Source organism: Mesorhizobium sp. M8A.F.Ca.ET.218.01.1.1, assembly GCF_004791165.1.
Taxonomy (GTDB): domain Bacteria; phylum Pseudomonadota; class Alphaproteobacteria; order Rhizobiales; family Rhizobiaceae; genus Mesorhizobium.
This window is the reverse complement of sequence record NZ_SRUZ01000009.1, coordinates 92,038-109,776: the sequence shown is the minus strand read 5'-3', so window position 1 is coordinate 109,776 and position 17,739 is coordinate 92,038. Positions and strand designations below refer to the sequence as shown.

At 62.5% G+C, this 17,739-nt stretch carries 16 protein-coding genes and 1 pseudogene; 6 read left to right on the top strand and 11 right to left on the bottom strand.

Annotated elements, in window-relative coordinates; genetic code table 11:
* Nucleotides 1–280: 280 nt before the first annotated feature.
* A complete protein-coding gene (locus EN861_RS28470; RefSeq protein WP_189343761.1) occupies nucleotides 281–961 on the top strand; it encodes a ParA family protein in 681 nt (226 codons plus the stop codon).
* On the top strand, nucleotides 958–1,365 hold the full coding sequence (locus EN861_RS28465; RefSeq protein WP_135867161.1) for a hypothetical protein: 408 nt from the start codon (nucleotides 958–960) through the stop codon (nucleotides 1,363–1,365). Before EN861_RS28470 ends, EN861_RS28465 begins: the two co-directional genes overlap by 4 nt.
* A 116-nt stretch (nucleotides 1,366–1,481) precedes the next feature.
* Here EN861_RS28465 and EN861_RS28460 read toward each other — a convergent pair whose 3' ends face one another.
* The 6 genes from EN861_RS28460 to EN861_RS28435 all read right to left on the bottom strand — a co-directional run bounded on the left by EN861_RS28460 (nucleotide 1,482) and on the right by EN861_RS28435 (nucleotide 10,674).
* The gene (locus EN861_RS28460; protein WP_135867159.1) at nucleotides 1,482–1,823 is read right to left on the bottom strand and encodes a hypothetical protein; all 342 of its coding nucleotides are present in this window, start codon (nucleotides 1,821–1,823) and stop codon (nucleotides 1,482–1,484) included.
* Nucleotides 1,824–1,882: 59 nt separating this feature from the next.
* Nucleotides 1,883–2,206 (bottom strand): DUF736 family protein, encoded by a 324-nt coding sequence (locus tag EN861_RS28455; RefSeq protein WP_135867157.1) that lies wholly within the window; start codon nucleotides 2,204–2,206, stop codon nucleotides 1,883–1,885.
* A gap of 706 nt (nucleotides 2,207–2,912) precedes the next feature.
* Entirely contained in the window at nucleotides 2,913–3,446 is a 534-nt protein-coding gene (locus EN861_RS28450; RefSeq protein WP_135867155.1) for a hypothetical protein, read from the bottom strand.
* Between the two features lie 485 nt (nucleotides 3,447–3,931).
* Nucleotides 3,932–4,873 (bottom strand): DUF2493 domain-containing protein, encoded by a 942-nt coding sequence (locus EN861_RS28445; RefSeq protein WP_135867153.1) that lies wholly within the window; start codon nucleotides 4,871–4,873, stop codon nucleotides 3,932–3,934.
* Between the two features lie 248 nt (nucleotides 4,874–5,121).
* Nucleotides 5,122–6,165: a toprim domain-containing protein gene (locus EN861_RS28440; RefSeq protein ID WP_135867151.1), complete on the bottom strand. Its 1,044-nt coding sequence runs from the start codon at nucleotides 6,163–6,165 to the stop codon at nucleotides 5,122–5,124.
* Nucleotides 6,166–6,177: 12 nt separating this feature from the next.
* Nucleotides 6,178–10,674, bottom strand: a complete 4,497-nt coding sequence (locus tag EN861_RS28435; protein ID WP_135867149.1) for a strawberry notch family protein — start codon at nucleotides 10,672–10,674, stop codon at nucleotides 6,178–6,180.
* A 185-nt stretch (nucleotides 10,675–10,859) separates the two neighbouring features.
* Here EN861_RS28435 and EN861_RS28430 point away from each other — a divergent pair, with 185 nt between their 5' ends.
* Nucleotides 10,860–12,053 (top strand): DUF1173 domain-containing protein, encoded by a 1,194-nt coding sequence (locus tag EN861_RS28430; RefSeq protein WP_135867257.1) that lies wholly within the window; start codon nucleotides 10,860–10,862, stop codon nucleotides 12,051–12,053.
* Between the two features lie 34 nt (nucleotides 12,054–12,087).
* Here the strand turns inward: EN861_RS28430 and EN861_RS28425 are convergent, their stop codons facing one another.
* Complete coding sequence (locus EN861_RS28425; RefSeq protein WP_245512133.1) at nucleotides 12,088–12,771, bottom strand: transposase; 684 nt, start codon at nucleotides 12,769–12,771, stop codon at nucleotides 12,088–12,090.
* Nucleotides 12,772–13,061: 290 nt separating this feature from the next.
* Between EN861_RS28425 and EN861_RS28420 the strand changes: the two genes are divergently transcribed.
* On the top strand, nucleotides 13,062–13,457 hold the full coding sequence (locus EN861_RS28420) for a hypothetical protein (RefSeq protein ID WP_245512132.1): 396 nt from the start codon (nucleotides 13,062–13,064) through the stop codon (nucleotides 13,455–13,457).
* A 188-nt stretch (nucleotides 13,458–13,645) separates the two neighbouring features.
* Here the strand turns inward: EN861_RS28420 and EN861_RS28415 are convergent, their stop codons facing one another.
* The 3 genes and pseudogenes from EN861_RS28415 to EN861_RS28405 all read right to left on the bottom strand — a co-directional run.
* A complete protein-coding gene (locus EN861_RS28415) occupies nucleotides 13,646–14,245 on the bottom strand; it encodes a DUF1419 domain-containing protein (protein ID WP_135867145.1) in 600 nt (199 codons plus the stop codon).
* Between the two features lie 132 nt (nucleotides 14,246–14,377).
* Nucleotides 14,378–14,560: a hypothetical protein gene (locus EN861_RS28410; RefSeq protein WP_245512131.1), complete on the bottom strand. Its 183-nt coding sequence runs from the start codon at nucleotides 14,558–14,560 to the stop codon at nucleotides 14,378–14,380.
* 58 nt (nucleotides 14,561–14,618) lie between these two features.
* A pseudogene (locus EN861_RS28405) lies at nucleotides 14,619–14,963 on the bottom strand (hypothetical protein); the annotation flags it as partial.
* A gap of 408 nt (nucleotides 14,964–15,371) precedes the next feature.
* On the opposite strand from EN861_RS28405, the gene EN861_RS28400 reads away from it, so the two are divergent.
* Complete coding sequence (locus EN861_RS28400; protein WP_095775686.1) at nucleotides 15,372–15,614, top strand: DUF982 domain-containing protein; 243 nt, start codon at nucleotides 15,372–15,374, stop codon at nucleotides 15,612–15,614.
* Nucleotides 15,615–15,814: 200 nt separating this feature from the next.
* Entirely contained in the window at nucleotides 15,815–16,033 is a 219-nt protein-coding gene (locus tag EN861_RS28395) for a hypothetical protein (protein ID WP_127399524.1), read from the top strand.
* A 427-nt stretch (nucleotides 16,034–16,460) separates the two neighbouring features.
* Here EN861_RS28395 and repC read toward each other — a convergent pair whose 3' ends face one another.
* On the bottom strand, nucleotides 16,461–17,666 hold the full coding sequence (gene repC / locus EN861_RS28390) for a plasmid replication protein RepC (protein ID WP_135867143.1): 1,206 nt from the start codon (nucleotides 17,664–17,666) through the stop codon (nucleotides 16,461–16,463).
* Between the last annotated feature and the right edge of the window lie 73 nt (nucleotides 17,667–17,739).

The window sequence follows — 17,739 nt, the reverse complement described above, 5'->3', positions numbered from 1 at the left end:
TCCATGTTAACATGGAAACATCGGCCTCTGATGGTCAGCCGGAAAGCGTAATCGGAAAATGCGCGGTCGACGGGCCACCGGGCCCGTTCTTTCCTGAGATAGCAGCTGCGCATAAACTGCATCTTTAGCGAGCCCTTATCTGTGCGCGCCTGGGTTGCCAAACCAGGCTTCCCCGTCGACTATGCCATGATGTTTCGCCCGTGATTTTGTTTCATGATCCATGATGACTTGTCTCCACGTTAACATGGAGACAAGGAGACAACGCCGGAAGGAGGCCCCCATGATCATCTCCGCTGCGATCCCAAAGGGCGGCACTGGCAAATCGACGATGCTGCGTGCCCTCGCATCCGTCGCGCTGCATCGGGGCTATTCGGTCACTCTCATCGACGGCGACCGGCGGCAGAACATGAACCGCTGGTTCGAGATGCTGGGCGAAGCTGGCAATCGTCCTGACAGGCTCCAGATGGTGAGCGCGATGACCCCACAGGAAATCCTTCGCGCGGCAGCCACTCACAACGGTGAACGCACCGTCGTCTTGATCGATACGGAAGGCACCACAAACGACAACCTCATGGCCGGGCTCTTCGCCGCCGATATTGTGGTCGTGCCGGTGTATTTTGCCCTAGACGATGTAACCGCCGCTATCCAGATCACCGACCACTACATTCCGCTGGCGGTCGAGAGCCGGGATAGACCGCTGCCTGCGATATTCGTGCTGACCAAGCAGACCATCATCGATGGCAGGGCGCGAGCCCTGACCGAACTGCGCGCCATCATCCAGGCCAACGGCACGCCGATTGCAGAACACGTCCTGCACAATCGCGTTGCCTACCGCGACCTTCAGACCGGGCAGACCCTTTACAGCCCCGAGGTGCCTGACGCGAAGGCGGTTGCCGAGAGCGAAGGGGTCTTTGACGACCTTCTGCAAACCTTCATCGAAGCCACAAGGAACGCGGCATGAGTGAAGAAACCGCGCCGAAACCCGGTGACGACAAGAAAGCCCGCATGATGAAGGCGATTTCCACGCAGCCGCCGGCGCTGCCGAGCATGTTCATCACACCGAAGGTTGAGACATCAGGGACCAAGGAGCAAGCTGCGCCACAGGTGCAGGACCCGTCAAAGCCGTCCCCGGCAGTCGGGCCCGACTTTCGCAAGCTGCTGCGACAGGGTCAGAAAAAGGACCCCATCGCCGGAAAGAAGATTCGCGAGGAGGAGATGATCCGCTGCGGCTACTATTTGACGGCTGCGGAGCAGCGCCAGTTCAAGTTGCTGGCGATCAGCAACGGGCACAGCATGACCGAACTGCTGCGAAAGGCTGTCCAGGACTATATCCGCATTCATAAGCACAAACTGCCGAAGGAATAATCGGCGGTTTGGAGTCGCTGTCTCTTGCTGTAGCGGGTGATGTTCGTGGCTCTTTTGCGACGTGCAAAAAAAAGGGCCGCGACGGAACACTCCGTCGCGGCCCTGGGACGTGTTGCCTACTTGGGTTGGTTGAGGTGTTTCAGCACCTGGCCGAAGATTGTGTCTCGCACCGGACGCCCGCTGGCTGCCGCTTTGTCGTCGACCAGCTTTGCGGCCAGTTTGGGCGACAGCGACATGAAGTCGTAGCCGTGTGAGATGGCTGCATGGCGAAGATCCTCAAGCGTTTCGAACGCGCGATTGTGGGTGCCGAGCCAAAGACCGGGCTCGTCGGTTTCTTCGTGCGGGAACGCTTGCAGGAAGTAGGTCCGGAGTGGTGGATCGTAGCCGATGACAGCGTCTGGGTCCGAGCGGCCCTGTCCGGTGACGGTGCCAGTGACGGTGATGGTGTAGCGGCTCATTGCAACCTCCTTTTTGCCGGTGGGGAGCCGGCCCCTTGCGGGGGCCGGCCACCGATGCCTCACTGGGGGTTGTTCCAGAGGATGACCTTCTTGTTTTCCTCGCCACCGGGGGCGGGAGCGACATTGCCGAAGATGACGCCGATCTCCGGGGCTTCCAGCTTGACCGAGAGGTATTCCTCGCCCGAACGCTGGGAGATGCGGTGCCAGCCGGCTCCGATCTCGAAGCCCGTGCGCTTGTTGACGATCCGGTAGTCGGGCGCGTCCTCGCGCGACTTGTTGGTGTTCGGGATCAGGGTGATCGGAGCGTTGACCCGGAGCGTGGCGAAGACGCCTTCCATCGAGCCGTCGGCCTTGGTGGTGAGGTTTGCGATCGTGGTGGCCATGGTAGTTCTCCTTCGGTTGCATCGGGACCATTCCCGATGGCGCCAAAGGAGAGGGCCGTCCTGCTGCGGTCATCTCGGCGAAAATTCTGGAAAATTCTATTTTCCGAAAAATTGCGGGCAGGCCCTTCGCCTGTCCGCGGACAAAAAGCAGAAATCGAATTTTCCTGAATATTCGCCGAGTGTACCCCCAACGGGGGTTGACCGCACAAAGCAGGCGGTCGTCTACAAAGGCGACATGAAACGGGAATGGTCCCGGATGCGACCGAAGGAAAAGAACTCAGGCCGCCATCGCCAGACCGCCGACGCAACGCTGGCGGATCGCAGGAACATGCTGCAGCCTCTCGGGTCATATAGTCGCCATTGCCAACACATCGAACAGCAGCCCGGCGCGTGACCGCCTTGCGTGTTCGGTATGGCGGCATAGCGGTTTCGAGATCGGGCCGGCTGGCAGCGGCCTTCACGCCCCCTCGGGGACGATACCGCGCAGTCAGGTTGGATGACCCGGCAAGCCAGGATGTTGTTCGGCACGCTTGCACCGGCTTCAGAGGTGAGAAAAGATGATCATCCGCACAAAGCCCCGCGGCTCTGCGCGTGGACCGGTTTCGAAGGGGCCGGCTCCGTCCGCACATACAAATGGATTAGGCGACGAGGAGCCGGATCCACATATCTGATTGAACCCGCCGGGCTGTCGGCGGGACCGCATCCATCATCCTGGCAACGTTAGACGCTCCTCGGGCGTCATGCGGGCTTCGACGTGGCGGCGAGTGTCCGGATCGACATGGCGGAGCATGGCGCACCAGTCCTCCACATTGTACGTTGTCGCCATCCGGCCCCTGGCCAGATCGTAAATGACGCAGGGCCTGTTCGCGATTGCGAGCCGAAGCACGTTGACGGCCGTACCGGGTGATGCGCCGTCCCAGACCATCATGCCAAAGTCGGCGCGCCGCGCCATCTCCCGGTCCTTGGCGGCATCGTCCCAATATCCATGAGTGCCTCCAGGTGACGGGACATGGTAGGCGGCCCAGTCGCCCAGATTGTTGCGGGGCTCGTTGCCGGCATGGAAGACGCCGACATGCTCGTACTTGTAGCCCGCGAGCAGGATCTGCGCCTCGGCATCTGCTCCTGAGGCGTCGCCAATCAGCACGCCGTGCTCGGCAGCAACGATTGCACTGATGCGAGTGATGGCAGGTTCCGGCAGTTCGAATATCTCGCTTGATCCACCTATGAATATCATCGACATCGTGACTTTCCCTTCTCTCCAGCGTCCCCCGCCCCCGCGCCCACCCCCCTCTCCCTCTGGCCCTGCGCGAGGGATCGTCACCCGAAGGCCGAGACGGCGAAGCCGGCGCGGGAGCGGCGGGACGCCGCGACTAGAGCCCGGCCGGCCGCAGGCCGGCGCGCCCAGGCCCTGAACCGCTGCCGGAGGTGCTACGCGCGCGGACGGCCTTCGGCCAGCCAGAGGCTCGCGTCCTGGATCAAGTGGATCAGGATAGACGGGTTGTCCCGCAACGGAACAAAACCCCAGCTCCGCCAGTAGCTCTCAGCCTCGGTGTCGATCGTCCGCACCACCACCGCGCGGCCTCGCGGGCTGCAATACGAAGCCGCGCAGCGGCACGCTCCGCCGCGTTGATACGATCCGTGGAGGCGCAGGGTGCCGAGCTTCGCGCGCGCGGGCGAACCCGACCGCGGTCGGGTTCGATGGTGCGGTTGCGAGGAAAGCGGCGCTCACGCGCCGCCCTCCGCGAACCGCCAGACGGGGATGCCGAGCCGACGGGCCTTGTCGGCAAGATTGTCGGTAATGCCGGAGCCGGGAAAGACGATCAGGCCGGAGGGCACCACCGAGAGAAGCTGGTCATTGCGGCGGAAGGGTGCGGCCTTGGCGTGACGGTTCCAGTCCGGCTTGAAGGCGATCTGGGTGATTTTGCGGTTCTCGGCCCAGCAGGCGGCGATGCGCTCAGCGCCGCGCGGGCTGCCGCCGTGAAGCAGCACCATGTCGGGATGCTTTTCGTGGGCCTTGTCGAGTGCGTCCCAGATCCGGTCGTGATCATTGCAGTCGAGACCGCCGGCAAAAGCAATCTTGGTGCCGGCTGGAACGAGCACCTCGGTTTCAGCGTGGCGACGGGCGGCTAGGAAGTCTCTGGAGTCGATCATGGCTGCGGTCATTGCCTGGTGGCTGACCTTGGAGCCGGTGCGCGGCCGCCATGCGGATCCGGTTTGTGCCTCGTAGAGGTCGGCAGCCTCATCGCGCATGATTTCGAGCACGTTGCGGCGCTCGATATAGGTGATGCCCTCGGCGGTGAGCCGTTCGAGCTCGACCGACTTCACCTCCGAGCCGTCCTGCTCCTGCTGACTCGAGCGCTGCGCCTCCTCGTTGCGGTCGAGGCTGCGGGCGACGCGCTCGGCGGCACGGTGGAAGACGTTCGCGAAGGACCAGAGCAGATCGTCGAGATCGGGTTCGAGCCTGGTGTCGCCAAGCATGCCGGCGAAGGTTTCCACGATCCCGGCGAGGCCGGCCCGGATCACCTCGTCGTCGGGAAGTGGCCGAGGATCAGGTTCGTCCTGATGCGGGCGATGGCCGTACATCTGCAGTTCGAGGATGACGCGATCGGTCGGCGAGGAGGCGTGGTAGGGCTCGTAGACGTCGTCGAGAGGAAGGTCGTAGGTCATGGCGGTGTCTCCGTCGGGTGTGGCCGCGCCTATCGCGGCCTGACAGCGCATCCCGGCCGCGCGCCGGGCGCGGCCGCACCGAAGGCCGGAGCGCGAGCGAAGGACGGCGAAGCCGTTGCGGCCGTGACCGGGGGGTGGCAGGGGTCGCCTCTCAGGCAGGCCGCTGGCGCGGCCTCTCCGGTGGACCGCCGCCATGCCTGCAGGCTATCCGTCGGCGTCGCGCCGGCCCGCGTGCCGGCCCGACCCATTCATCCGGGCGGCAGGAAGCGACGGGCATCCTCCGGGACAAGCTGGTCGCTGAGCCATGCCGCGAGATGGGCCGGGCCGAGATGACGCAGATCGTCGTTGAAGTCGCCGAGCTGCGGCCTCAATACCAAGGCGAGAATCCCGGCCTCGGCTGCGCGCTGGCTGAGACGCTCGATGCCGTGCCGGCCGGCGGCGTCGGCATCGGCTGCGATGTAGAGGCGACGGCAGCCAGGCGGGAAGATCAGGCCGGCGAGGTGATTGGCCGAGGTGGCGGCTGCCACCGGAAGCGCCGGCATGACCGTCCGGAGCGACGCCATCGTCTCAAGGCCCTCGCCGGCGGCCACAACCGGGACTGGTGCACGGGGCTCGTGGCCTAGCCAGATACCATTGCCAAACAGGTGACCCAGCGAGCGGCGTGGATCGGCGAGTTGCGCCTTGCCTTGACCCGAGGGATCAAGCCAAGTGCGCTGTAGGCCTGTGATCTGCCCGTCGAAGTTGGTGACAGCAGCAATCAGGGCAGGAAGCGTCCGCGTCTCGCCCGTAAAGAGATCCCTGTAGTAGCAGCCGGGATGGAAACGCAGGGCACGCTCACGCGTGGAGAGCAGAATGCCGCGGCCGGCAAGATAGCGTTCGGCCAACGTGCCGGCGATCGGCTGGGACATGCCGAACAGGCGCCGCGCGGCGTCAGGCGAGCCGCGTGCCGCGACGGGTTGGCGCTGCGCGCCAGGAGCTTGGGGCGGTGGGAGCGGCATGGAGAGGAAGCGACGTGCTTCATCCGCGACCTCGCGGAAGTCGACCAGACCACAACTCTGCTCGATGACGTCAAGCAGGTCGCCATATTCCCCCGACGATTCGTCCACCCATTTCCCGGCTGCCTTGCCGCCAACCGCCTTGAGCCGCACATGCATGGAACGGCCGGGCGTATTGTGGACATCGCCGACCATCCAGTAGTTGCCGGAGCGATGGCCGTTGGAGAGAAATTCGCGGCACACCGCCTCGGCATGTTCGCCAAGGCGGCGCGCCAGCTCGGAGGCCGAGACGGTCATGATCGTCTCCCCTCACGCCGCTGCCGTAGGGTCGGTGACCCCGACCAGCGTATGACGATCGAGAAGGGAGGCGAGGATGGCGCACCCCAGCGCGGACGTCGGGATGAACAGCCGGAGCTTCCAGGAGATAATGTCGGAGATCAGCCCCAGCGCCTTCAGCCGGGGGACCGTCGCCTCGGTGAAGCCGATCAGCTCGATACGGTAATCGTTCATGACGCGGCTGCGGCGCAGGATCAGGCCATCGGCGAGTTGCAGTCCGATCCTGCCTTCCACAAGGCCCGTCCATGCATCTTCCGGCGCGAGCGCCGGCACATCGTCGAGCCCCAGATTGTGGAACATGGTCGCGACAAGGGTCGGAGCGATGTGACGCCCGATGATGCGTTCGCCGGCATCGGTCTGGATCCGGTAGACCTGGCAATCATGGTCCGGCAGCCGACGCCAGATCGGCAGGAGCAGACCCGTCACGATGTGGAACGTGCTGGTGGTGAACTCCGGGATGGCGGCCACTTCCGACTGCCACAACTCGCAGAACTGCCTCCGGTCAGCCGGCTCCCAATGGGTCTCGGCCAGGGCGTCGAGACCGAAGCGCAGTTCGTCCGTCGGCCGCAGCAGGCGTACGCGGTGCTCTATCGTGCCGTCGTCGAGCATCAGGCTCGCCGTCGGCAGCCGGATCGCCGCGCGGTTCGACCGCGTGTTCACCAACAGAACCGATTGCGGCTCCGCCCGGACAATGGCTAGCGCGTCGATCAGGCCGAGCGGCCGGATACGGTCCTTGCGCGCGACGGTCAGCACATGCGACTGCGCGCCCGAAACCGGATGCGAGTAGACGGTGCGGCGATCGGTGACGACTATGCTTTCGGCCGTGATCGTCTCCAGGCCCTTGTCGTAGTTGCCGGCGGCGATGGCGCCCTCGACTTTTGCCGTCATCAGTTGCTCGAACACTTCGAACAGCAGGTTCTGGGTTTCGATGCGCAGCGCCAGCAGCCGGTTGAGCCAGGTCGTGATCGGCGGTAGCTCGTCGCGCACGCCGCCTTCATCGGTGGTCAGCGACAGGCCGGTGACAGTCTCGAAGGTTGTTAGCGAGCAGCCTTCGATCTTGCCTTGGTGCAACAGCATGTAGAACTGGCGCAGGGCGGCGCGCGCGTACGGGCTTTCGAGATTGTCCTCGGCACGGAACAGCCCTGCCCCGCCGGTCTGGCGCTGGCCACGCGTGATCGCGCCCAGCGTGTCGAGCCGTCTGGCGATCGTCGACAGGAAGCGCTTGCCGGCCTTCACGTTCGCGGCCATGGGCCGGAACAGCGGCGGTTGCTTCTGATTTGTGCGGTGGGTCCGTCCGAGTCCCTGGATGGCATTGTCGGCGCGCCAGCCTGCTTCGAGCAGATAGTGCTTGCGTAGGCGCTGGTTCTTCACGCCGAGATCGGCGTGGTAGGAGCGCCCGGTGCCGCCAGCGTCCGAAAAGACCAAGACGCTCTTGTCGTCATTCATAAAACTCTGGGTCTCGGCGAGATTGGCCAAGCCAGGGCGGTTTTCCACGGCCAGCCGGTCGATGCCGTCTCGGCCGGTCTTCTTCACGATGCGGCGCGACCGGCCGGTCACCTCGGCGACGGTGTCGGTGCCAAAGTGGTGGATGATCTGGTCGAGCGCGCTGCCGACCGGCGGCAGCGATGCGAGTTTTTCGACCATCTCGTCGCGCCGGCGAACGGCCTCGCGGCATTGAACCGGATTGCCATCTTCTTCGTGGAAAGGCCGCGAATAGACGTTCCCCTCCGCGTCCGAATATTCCTCGAACAATTGGGTTGGGAAGGAGTGCATCAAGTACCCGCCGACGTACTCGCGCGGCGTGACGTCGACATGCAGGTCCGACCATTCCTCGGTCGGGATTTCGGCAAGGCGTCGTTCCATCAGCGCCTCGCCGGTCGAGACGATCTGCACGACCGCCGAATGACCTTGGACCCGGTCCTTTTCGATCGCGCCGATCAGGGTCGGCGTCATCATCGAAGTGATGAGATGGCTGAAGAAGCGTTGCTTGGTGCTCTCGAAGGCCGAGCGCGCCGCCGATTTTGCGTCGCGGTTCAGCGTGCCGGCCTCGCTGGTGATGTTGGTCGCCTCGAGTGCGGCGGTCAGGTTGTTGTGAATGACCTGGAACGCATCGGCATAGGCATTGTAGATGCGGATCTGTTCCTCGGTCAGCGCATGCTCGAGCAGGTCGTATTCGACACCGTCATAGGAGAGCGAACGCGCCGCATAGAGGCCGAGCGATTTGAGATCGCGGGCGAGCACTTCCATTGCTGCGACACCGCCATCCTCTATTGCGGCGACGAACTCGGCGCGGTTGGCGAAGGGAAAATCCTCGCTGCCCCAGATGCCGAGACGCTGCGCATAGGCGAGGTTCTCGACCGCGGTCGCGCCAGTGGCCGAGACATAGACCACGCGGGCATCGGGAAGCGCGTGCTGCAGCCGCAAGCCTGCCCTGCCCTGCTGCGAGGGCGCGACTTCGCCGCGCTCGCCCTTGCCGCCCGCCGCGTTTGCCATGGCATGGGCTTCGTCGAAGACGATGACGCCATCAAACGCTTTTTTCGTCCCTGTCGCGGCTTCGCCGCTCCCCGCCTCTTGCCCGACCCAGTCGATGATCTGCGCGATGCGAGACTTCTTGCCTTCGCGCTCCTGGGAGCGGAGTGTGGCATAGGTCGTAAACAGGATGCCCTCGGCAAGGCGTATCGGCGTACCCTGCCGATAGCGCGAGAGTGGCTGGACGAGGAGTTTTTCCTGGCCAAGTGCTGCCCAATCGCGCTGGGCGTCTTCCAGCAATTTGTCGGACTTGGAAATCCAGATCGCGCGGCGTCGCCCCTGTAGCCAGTTGTCGAGGATGATGCCGGCGACCTGCCGTCCCTTGCCGCAGCCGGTTCCGTCACCCAAAAACCATCCACGGCGGAAGCGGACAGCGTTCGCAGCCCCTTCTGGTGCGGCCGAGACGACATCGCAGGTCTCGTCAACCGTCCAGGTGCCGGCGAGATGGCCGCAATGGGCTTCGCCGGCATAGACCACGCTCTCGAGCTGGGCGTCCGACAGCAGGCCTTCGTCGATCATCGCATCAGGAAGAAGCGGCCGATAGGAAGGTTTTGGTGGCGCGACGGCGGCCATTGCTGCCGACTCCACGAGCGGCGTCGGATGCGGCTTTGCGCGGGGAATGTCGATCGACTGTAGCGCGTAGGGTTCGTAGATCGTGTCGGTGAACCGGCCGCCCTCTTCCGGCATCCAGTCGCGTATCTCATATGCGAGGGGGACCGCCGGCGTGCTGTTTGCCTTGACCTGGCGGGCGGGGTTCGCCCGCGCATTCGTACGGACCGATTGGATGGCCTTCGGAGCAGAAGTTGCGACTGTTAGGGGTGCGGCTCTTGTCCCCGATCGGGCGCCCATGTGCATGGCGGCATTGCACGGGATGCCGCGGGACAACGCGCCGATTGTATCCGGAAAGCCGCCCAGTGTCCGGGGCGGGAGATCTGTGATCCAGGAGAGCAACGTTTCGACATCCTTGGCCTTGCCGGGTGACCGGACGAAGCTTTTCGGGTCGGCGGCCGGTACCTTGTCGATAATTGTCAGGCGCGTATCAGTGGTGGTGCCATGGCGGGCGTAGACACGGCCGTCGATCCCTGCTGTGAAGATGACGATGCCCTGCTGCTGCAGGCGTTCGAAGGCCGGCCGCCATTTGGGGTTTTCGGGAGACAGCCCGGTGCCGGTGATGGCGACCAGGCGCCCGCCGGCGCGCAGGCGGGCGAATGCGGAAAAGAGATGCCGCCATGCCGCGTCAGTGACGTGGCCGTCGACATAGGCGCCGACGCTGAACGGTGGATTCATCAGCACGACGGACGGCTCGATGGCCAAGTCGAGATGATCGTCGATATGGGCCGCGTCGTGCCGCGAGACGGGGACCCTTGGAAACAGCAGGCCGAGGAGATCGGCCCGCGTCGCGGCAAGCTCGTTGAGGGCGATCGAGGCGCGCACCATCTCGGCATGGACGGCGAGCAAACCGGTGCCGGCCGAAGGTTCGAGAACCAGGTCGCAAGATGCGCTCGCCGCGGCGTGCGCCGTGACGAAGGCGAGCGGCAAGGGCGTCGACAGCTGCTGCATGGCCTGGCTCTCGTGGGACCGTCGCGTATGGGTAGGAAGAAGGTTCGCGATGCGCTTGATCATCGCCAGCGTTGCCTGCGGCGTGGTCGACCGCGACAGGATCGCAGGGCCGAACCGGCGCAAAAACAGCACCTGGGCGACTTCGAGCGCCTCATAAGCGTCCTTCCAGACCCAGAACCCTTGCGCATCGCTGCCGCCAAAACTGGTCGTCATGGCGGTGCGCATTGCGGCGGTGATGACAGGCTCGCCCTGTTCGAGAAACGGCAGAAGCTGCATTCCCGCCTGATAGATCGCCTGGGCGGTGTCGATGCCGTCTTGTGCCGGCACGTCGAGGGGAGCAGCAATCCGGGCAACGGCCGGTGTGGTCGAAACAATGTTCATGGAAATGTCCTTCGCGAGAGGGCAGTGGCGCCCGCGCCGGGCACTCTCTGCGCGCCAGCCGGGCTCCAATCTTCACGGCTCCCCTCTCCCTCTGGCGCCGATGCACCAAAGGGGTTGCGCTCCGCGCAAAGCCAGACTTGAATGCCCGGACAGGGATGCAGCGGCGACCTGGAGCTGTGGAGGGGATGCGACGGTTCAAAATTGGCAGTGCGGTCTATGAGGAGGGAGCGCCCGACCTGCAGTCGGCGCTGGCGAACGCCTATGCCCGCAGCGAGCGCCCGCTATGCCTGTGCAGCGAGCCGGGCTGCCCGATGTACATCGCCCGCATCGGTGACCTTCATCTGATCAAGCGCATGCCGCTCAGCGGCGGCGGGCATGATCCGTCCTGCGATTCGTACCAATCGCCTTACGAACTGTCCGGCCTGGGCGCCTTGATGGGCAGCGCGGTACAACTCGATCCGCAAAGCGGCATGGCGGCCCTCAAGTTGGACTTCAGCCTGTCGAAGACGGGGAGCCGCGCGGCATCGGTGCTTTCGGGGCAAAGTTCCGCCAGCGTGACGGCCGATCCCAGGCGGATGTCGCTGCGTGGCCTGCTTCATTATCTCTGGCACGAGGCCGAATTGACCGTCTGGACATCGAGGTGGGCTGGCAAGCGACATTGGTGGAATGTCCGCTGGCACCTTCTCGAGGCTGCCGGGCAAATGACGGTGAGGGGCGGAGCGCTCGCAGATATCCTGTTCGTGCCCGAGCCATTTCGCGCCGAGAACAAGCAATCGATCGAGCAGCGTCGCAACGCGGTTCTCGGCACGGCGCTCCCGCCGAAATCCGGCCCCCGAAAATTGCTCGTCCTGGTCGGCGAGGTGAAAGAGATTGTTCCTGCTCGTTCCGGTCAGAAACTTGTCATCAGGCACCTGCCCGGCTTTCCCTTCATTATCGACGATGCATTGCACCGCCGTTTGCAGGCACGTTTCGACAGAGAGTTGTCGCTGTGGGCAGCGGATTCGAACTCACATCTGATGGTGATCGCGACCTTCGGACTGAACCTGGCCGGCCTGGCCATTGTCGAGGAGATTGCCTTGATGGTGGTCTCCGAAAACTGGATTCCTTACGAGACGGTCCCGGAGAAAAGGCTCGTCGATAGGCTCGCCCGCCTTCGCGAGAAGAGCGTGAAGGGATTGCGCTTTGACCTGCAACCCGACCAGCCGATCGCCAATGCGTTGCTTCAAAACAGGGACGAGCCGATAGCGCTCTTTGTCGTTCCGGCCGGAGCGGGCGAGAACTACGAAGCGTCGCTCGATGAAATGATGGCCGCGCGACCGGAGATCGGCTCCTGGGTGTGGCGGGTCGGCGAAGGCGACATGCCGCCGCTGCCGCTCTGAGCGTCGGCGGAATTTCCAATTGGCTCAGTATGTCTTACGCAAGGCCCAGCTTCTTCTTGAGCTCGGCATTTTCCTTGCGCAGACGCTCGGCAAGCAGGTTCTTGAGGCGCTTGTTTTCTTCTTCGAGCGCCACAAGATCGCGGAGATCGCCGCTGTCTAAAGAAGGTGCGACAGCCCTCTTCCAATAATAGTAGGTCTGCTCAGATATGCCGGCCTGGCCGACCGCGATCTTGCTGGTCGCGCCGGCAGCGATCGATTTCTCGATCTGGGCAAGCTTCTGCGAGCGTTCCTTCTCGGAATATGTCTTGCGGGCGGTCTTCGCTGCCACTGGAGCTTCCGCCGCCTGGGGCGCAGGTTTCGCTCCGTTCTTGCGGACCGGCTTTAAGAGCTCTGCCTTCACTTTCTTTGCTCGCGGAACTTTCTTCTTCGATTCAGGCTCTTCCACTTTAGCTGGCGCTACTGTCGTCTGAACAGTCTGAGCGTCCTGAAAATCGGCCATCATATACTCCGCTTGTGGTTTATCCCCTTCTTCAGCATCAAGGGGTCTTATACTGAAGTCAATGACCTGGGAATTTGGGAGCGGAGCAGCATAGCCAGGCTGCGTCATCTCCGTGGCAATCTTGGACAGGTCGAGATCCCCCCAGATCGAATGGCTTGGCTTCTCCTTACCGCGCCTCTGTTTCATTTCCACGATGAATGGCCGGATCTGGCGCTTCATAGTCTGTTCCTTGATGTGAGCATGACTTGCTAGCCAAGTCGCAAGTTTGGGTTAGCGAGTACCCGACGTATATCGCTTTCGCCGTGCTTTATCGGAGAAGCCCCGCAACGAGCAAGCGGTGTGTCATGGGCCTAGGGCAATCGGCTCAATGAACGGGGGCGAACATGCCTACCGAGAGAGTGCTGCCTCATACACGCGATGCTCAGGCGTCTAGCTGGCGGAGTGCGATGACTGTGCACAATCCGGCTGGAGCGGTTGCAATCCTTATATTCTTGGGAACTAATCTTCTCATGGCGGCGGATGAGCTGGACGCGCTTGTTTTCGGGATGGCGGTCGACAGCGTTCGGGCGCTTCCTGTCCCTTTCACGGAAAAAGTCGCGGAAGTCGCGAACAGAAGCCAGGGCGTCCTGCTTTTCAGTTTGCGCATTGATGGCGACATGGAACTTCAGCGCGTCGCCGCCATCCGGTATCCCAGCAATCAGACAGGCGTTCTGGTGCTGGATAAGCAAGGCCATTTGACCAGCCATTGCATGGTCAATGGCGCTTTCTCCAGCTTTATCGCTCCTTTGGAGGACTGGAACACGCTGCCGCTCGCAACGCAGGCCAGGACGAGTATCGCCGGCCCGGCCAGCCTGTTCATCGGCGCTTTGCGTAATGCCGGATACCTCCCGCGTGGCAGGCACTGACCCCAAGTTTTGCTGAGGGCCAGATGCTTGTATCCTCGGGGCAGTTGGCCATACGGTCTCGCAGGTCTCAACAGCTGAGGATGGGCCGTACGCGGGTGCATACATTGAGCGAAAGTCGGTCACGTTGATGGAGACACTTTGCTCGCCGAAGCGCGGTTCTTATAGATGCCCATCGTCGTCTTCCTTCGTCAGCTCCGACGCAATCGCACTTTGGACAGGTACTCGGCGATCTCGAGATCCGACAGATCATCGAGCAGCCTGAAGGTAGCATCATGCCTTCCGGCGTTAACGAGAATCGTGCGTTTGCCGCGATGTTCGGCCCACCCGGTCTCGGGGTCTGCATTGCGGGCGGTCCCCCTGAGCTTGACAGGGGTTATGTTCCAGATCGCCTCGAGCTTTTCCGCGCGGGTCATGCTGTCGCTCGCGCCGGTCTCGTGGGCGATGATGGCGGCGCGCATCTTGTCTGGCGACTGCCGATCCGTGAGATCGCAGAAGCCATGAAACCAGCGCTCGCCGCCCCGGATCCGGATCGCCAAGAATACGCTGGTCACGTTGCCCGCCTTATACTCCGACATTCCGAGCATGCCGGTGCGCATGAAGAGCGGCGGCAACAAATCTAGCATGAAGTGGTATTCGGACGCGGTGATCTCAAACCACTCGGCTGAATAGGGAGTGCCGGAATTGGGATCGATGCCAGGAGTGTCTTTGTGACGGCTGAACAGTTGGAACATCTGCTCTCGGGTGGCGACGCCGTCGAGCACCTTCCTGAAGGGTGGATGTGCGGTCATAAGGTTCTCATGAAGGCAAGTCGGCCACGCGCGGCATCGCCGCGCCATGGCAACTGCTTGCTGTGTTGTGGCTGGCGACGGGCCGAGCCTGCGGCCGGCACGTGCACTGGCGATGATGGGGTTTGCAGGAGTTTAGGCGGCGCGTCGCTCGGAGGAACACGAAGCGTCTCGACCAACCCCGGTGATGGCACGGACGGCGGCGGCGAGCGCCGGGATATCGTCGAGCATGCCGAGTGCGACGAAGTGGTTGGCCCCGCCGATGTAGTCTTTACGGCCCTTGCAGGTGCGGATCAGGATACCGTGACCTGAGGACAAACCGAACTGGCTGACCTGGATGTAGGCGTCGTCGTGGTGCAGGGTAATTTCACCGCAAACGGCGATAGGTGGCCGGCGCGCCGACCAGGCTGGCGAGTTGGCCAAAACTCCAATGCGTTGGGGCAACAGGCGCACGCGTATCGGGCAGCATTAGCCTCAGGCGCTCCGGATCGTCGCGGCTGGCCTCGACGCGGATCAGCTCACTTTCGACGATGCGGGTCTTGCTACGCTCCGACCGGCTCTTCACCGAATGCCGGAGGTCGGTGAGCGACAGGTATCGCTCGTCCGCCGGCCGGTTGAACCATTCTGACGACACGCGGCCGATGCGCTGGCCGCGGCTGACGTCGATCTTGTAACCGGCACGCTCGTTGCGCTTGGGCGCGTGAATTTCTATCTGGGTCATGAGTGTCGCTCCTAGGCGGGCGCCGGAAGACTCTCTCCCGGACCTTTACCCGCCATCGCAACCCGCCCGCCCTCTTCCTCTCCCGGCACCCGCGCGCCCCTAGAAGCGTCGCCCATGCGGCAGGGCCGCTTCAAGGCTTGCAACCAGGAAGGAAGGCTTGGTTTCAGCAAAGCCCGAGACTGGGCGAAGCACCCATTCACGTTCCGGACGCGACAGAATTCCCCTGTGCTTTATTGCGCACCAAGACCGAGGCCCCTCCGGATTGAGGTAGCGGCCTTCTGAAACTGGTCAGGCTCGAGATTGAGCACTGCTGTTTCCTCTTCCGTGCATAGTCAATGACTGTATAAACTGACCCAACGTTATGATACGCGAAGTCCGTGTCATGGTCTGAATTGAAAGTGTAATTGCATGTCGAGCAGGTTCGTCCGGCCCGTGGTGGTGCAAGTTGGCCGGCAGGAGCGTGAGCGCGTCATATTCGATGTGAACGACGCAGCCGCGATCCTGCTGCGGAGTTTCCCTCATCAGACGACGAAGCGAAAACTGGCTATGGATGCATGTCTTCAGGTTCTGCGCGGCGAAGCTCAGACGCCGGTTGCGAGACGGGCTTTCGTTGCCGCGGCGTTGGAAGCGAACATCTTACGCAGCGACTGAGGTCCAAGTTGATAGTAGCCTCGATGGTTTCGAAAGTGACTTTGAAAAGTAGAGCTTCAAAGCAACACAGCGATGAAGGGGATTTGTTCAGCCGGCAGCAGAGCATCGAGTTCTGCCATCGCGGGAAACAACCGACGTTCATCTGCTTAAAGCGACATCGGTCAGCAAGACCGCAATTTTACGTCGATCGGAGATGGGATATGAGAGATTTGCCGAGCGACTTCGATGCTGACGTTGTGATCGAAGTCAGTCGGTTTCTCGATGATGCCGAGGATCTCGCCCCGTTGCCGGTGCACGAACTGGTTAAGCGGATTCGTACGACACTGCAGACCCGCCTTTCCGATCAAGCAATCGAAAAACTGGTCGTCGAGATGGCGTCTAAACGTGGATTGCCCATGGTCTTCGACAAGCCTGCATGACTGGAGAGAATGGCAGGCCGAGAAAACGGCCATGTGCGAGTCTTCACCTGCCGGGCTGGCGAACATAAGCCGTCGGCTTGACAGCTCTGATAATGGTTCTCGGTTCGCCGGGAGGGGCAAGGCGATATTGGACGAGCTTGGTAGCGAGATGCCCAATCAGTGGCCGGACGTCGTCGCCCCGTTTGCCAGTTTCTCGCACGCATGAAAAAGGCCGGACCAAAGGCCCGGCCAGGTATGAAGGTCAAAACCTCCAGAGGGGAACGCGCCAGACGAATGGGAGGAAACATCCGACGCACCGCGCATATGGGTCAGCAAGGGTGACACTTCAGCGACATGCCGTAGGCCACCAGACTTGTTCTCTTGGTGCACTGAAGCTTGCATGCCTGATGCGATTTCGCAAAGGGACAAGCTGCGGGATTGGCGCTCGTCATCCCGTCATCCTCGCCGTCGTCCCGTTCGCCTTGAGCGCCGCCATCAGCATCGGCCCGACTGAGAACTGCCCTGCCGTTGCCTTTTCGGTCAATACCCGCAAATAGCCGCCGGCCGAGTTGATGTGCTGCGCCCTTTGCAGAATGCAGGCAATCACGATCGCCGCGATCTCCTGGCCCATCACATGGCAAGCCTCCTCATACGCTGACGGCGAAACGCCCAGATATCCCCTCACCTGGGCGGCGGTTATCATAAGATCGCGCCAATTGCCGATCCCGTCGACGGCATAATCCGCAATTTCGGGGCAGGCCTTTAGCACCATCCCCAGCGGGTATGTTTTCGGCGCCTCTGCGGTCCTCGTCCTGGGCTCGGCCGTCGACCCGCTTTTCTCTAAAGCAGGTTCAAATTCAAAAATAGAGTCGGTATTTGAATCAGATTGCTGCCGCTCGTTTTGAGAGTCATTGCCGCTCGGATTCGTAGATTTCATATGAATTTCCAGCAGCTTATCCACATCCTCACGCAAGGCGGCCAGATCAGCGACGATGGGCTCGAGCTCGGCAATGCAAGCTCGGCGAGGAATTGCCTCCACAACGCCGCGGAAGCGCTTCCACAGGCCTCCCCAGTCGCCAGGGACGTCTTCATCAAGGGCCGCCTCTATCAGCTTATGGATGTCACGGCGGTGCAAGGTGATCCGCTCGCGCATAAGCCTGAGCGCCCTGTTGTCGGCGCGAACACGCTCGGCCGCCGCCTGGAATTCGTAAGCACGGGCCAGCAGCGGCGCCAGGGAGAAGCCAAATGCTTCCTCGATCTCCCCTCCCCTGCCCTTGCGGGCGTAACGCTTGCCGTTCGGGCTATCCCGACGGGTGATCAGCCCGCAGTCAACAAGAGCCGCCAGGTGCCGCCGGAGCGTGGCATCAGGCATCCCGTGCGCCCTCAGCGACAGCTGAGCGTTTGAGGGAAAGACGATGAGATCGTTCTCCTCACTCAACTCACTGTCAGGATAGAAAGATAACAACGCATTCAGGACGGCCAGAGCACGATCGCCGACGCCGACGATGCTCTTGCCTTCGCAGAGGTTGCGGTAGATCTGCCACTTGTCGACGACCCTGCCCTTGGGGATTCCACGTGAATCGTTTTGCGCTGCCAACATGGCAAGCGACATCGGCCGCCGCCCAAAGGGCGTCGTTGCAATACCCGTCTCCATTTTCTTTCACCCTCGATTAGGCAAAAGAAATCTGCTCGCCGAAACGACGCCAATGACTCTTGACAGTGATTCG

What these genes read in the sequence shown, in the direction of transcription:
- EN861_RS28470 (WP_189343761.1), top strand. Translation starts at nt 281, where the DNA reads ATGATCATCTCCGCTGCGATCCCAAAGGGCGGCACTGGCAAATCGACG.
- EN861_RS28465 (WP_135867161.1), top strand. Translation starts at nt 958, where the DNA reads ATGAGTGAAGAAACCGCGCCGAAACCCGGTGACGACAAGAAAGCCCGC.
- EN861_RS28460 (WP_135867159.1), bottom strand. Translation starts at nt 1,823, where the DNA reads ATGAGCCGCTACACCATCACCGTCACTGGCACCGTCACCGGACAGGGC.
- EN861_RS28455 (WP_135867157.1), bottom strand. Translation starts at nt 2,206, where the DNA reads ATGGCCACCACGATCGCAAACCTCACCACCAAGGCCGACGGCTCGATG.
- EN861_RS28450 (WP_135867155.1), bottom strand. Translation starts at nt 3,446, where the DNA reads ATGTCGATGATATTCATAGGTGGATCAAGCGAGATATTCGAACTGCCG.
- EN861_RS28445 (WP_135867153.1), bottom strand. Translation starts at nt 4,873, where the DNA reads ATGACCTACGACCTTCCTCTCGACGACGTCTACGAGCCCTACCACGCC.
- EN861_RS28440 (WP_135867151.1), bottom strand. Translation starts at nt 6,165, where the DNA reads ATGACCGTCTCGGCCTCCGAGCTGGCGCGCCGCCTTGGCGAACATGCC.
- EN861_RS28435 (WP_135867149.1), bottom strand. Translation starts at nt 10,674, where the DNA reads ATGAACATTGTTTCGACCACACCGGCCGTTGCCCGGATTGCTGCTCCC.
- EN861_RS28430 (WP_135867257.1), top strand. Translation starts at nt 10,860, where the DNA reads ATGCGACGGTTCAAAATTGGCAGTGCGGTCTATGAGGAGGGAGCGCCC.
- EN861_RS28425 (WP_245512133.1), bottom strand. Translation starts at nt 12,771, where the DNA reads ATGAAGCGCCAGATCCGGCCATTCATCGTGGAAATGAAACAGAGGCGC.
- EN861_RS28420 (WP_245512132.1), top strand. Translation starts at nt 13,062, where the DNA reads ATGGCGGCGGATGAGCTGGACGCGCTTGTTTTCGGGATGGCGGTCGAC.
- EN861_RS28415 (WP_135867145.1), bottom strand. Translation starts at nt 14,245, where the DNA reads ATGACCGCACATCCACCCTTCAGGAAGGTGCTCGACGGCGTCGCCACC.
- EN861_RS28400 (WP_095775686.1), top strand. Translation starts at nt 15,372, where the DNA reads ATGTCGAGCAGGTTCGTCCGGCCCGTGGTGGTGCAAGTTGGCCGGCAG.
- EN861_RS28395 (WP_127399524.1), top strand. Translation starts at nt 15,815, where the DNA reads ATGAGAGATTTGCCGAGCGACTTCGATGCTGACGTTGTGATCGAAGTC.
- repC (WP_135867143.1), bottom strand. Translation starts at nt 17,666, where the DNA reads ATGGAGACGGGTATTGCAACGACGCCCTTTGGGCGGCGGCCGATGTCG.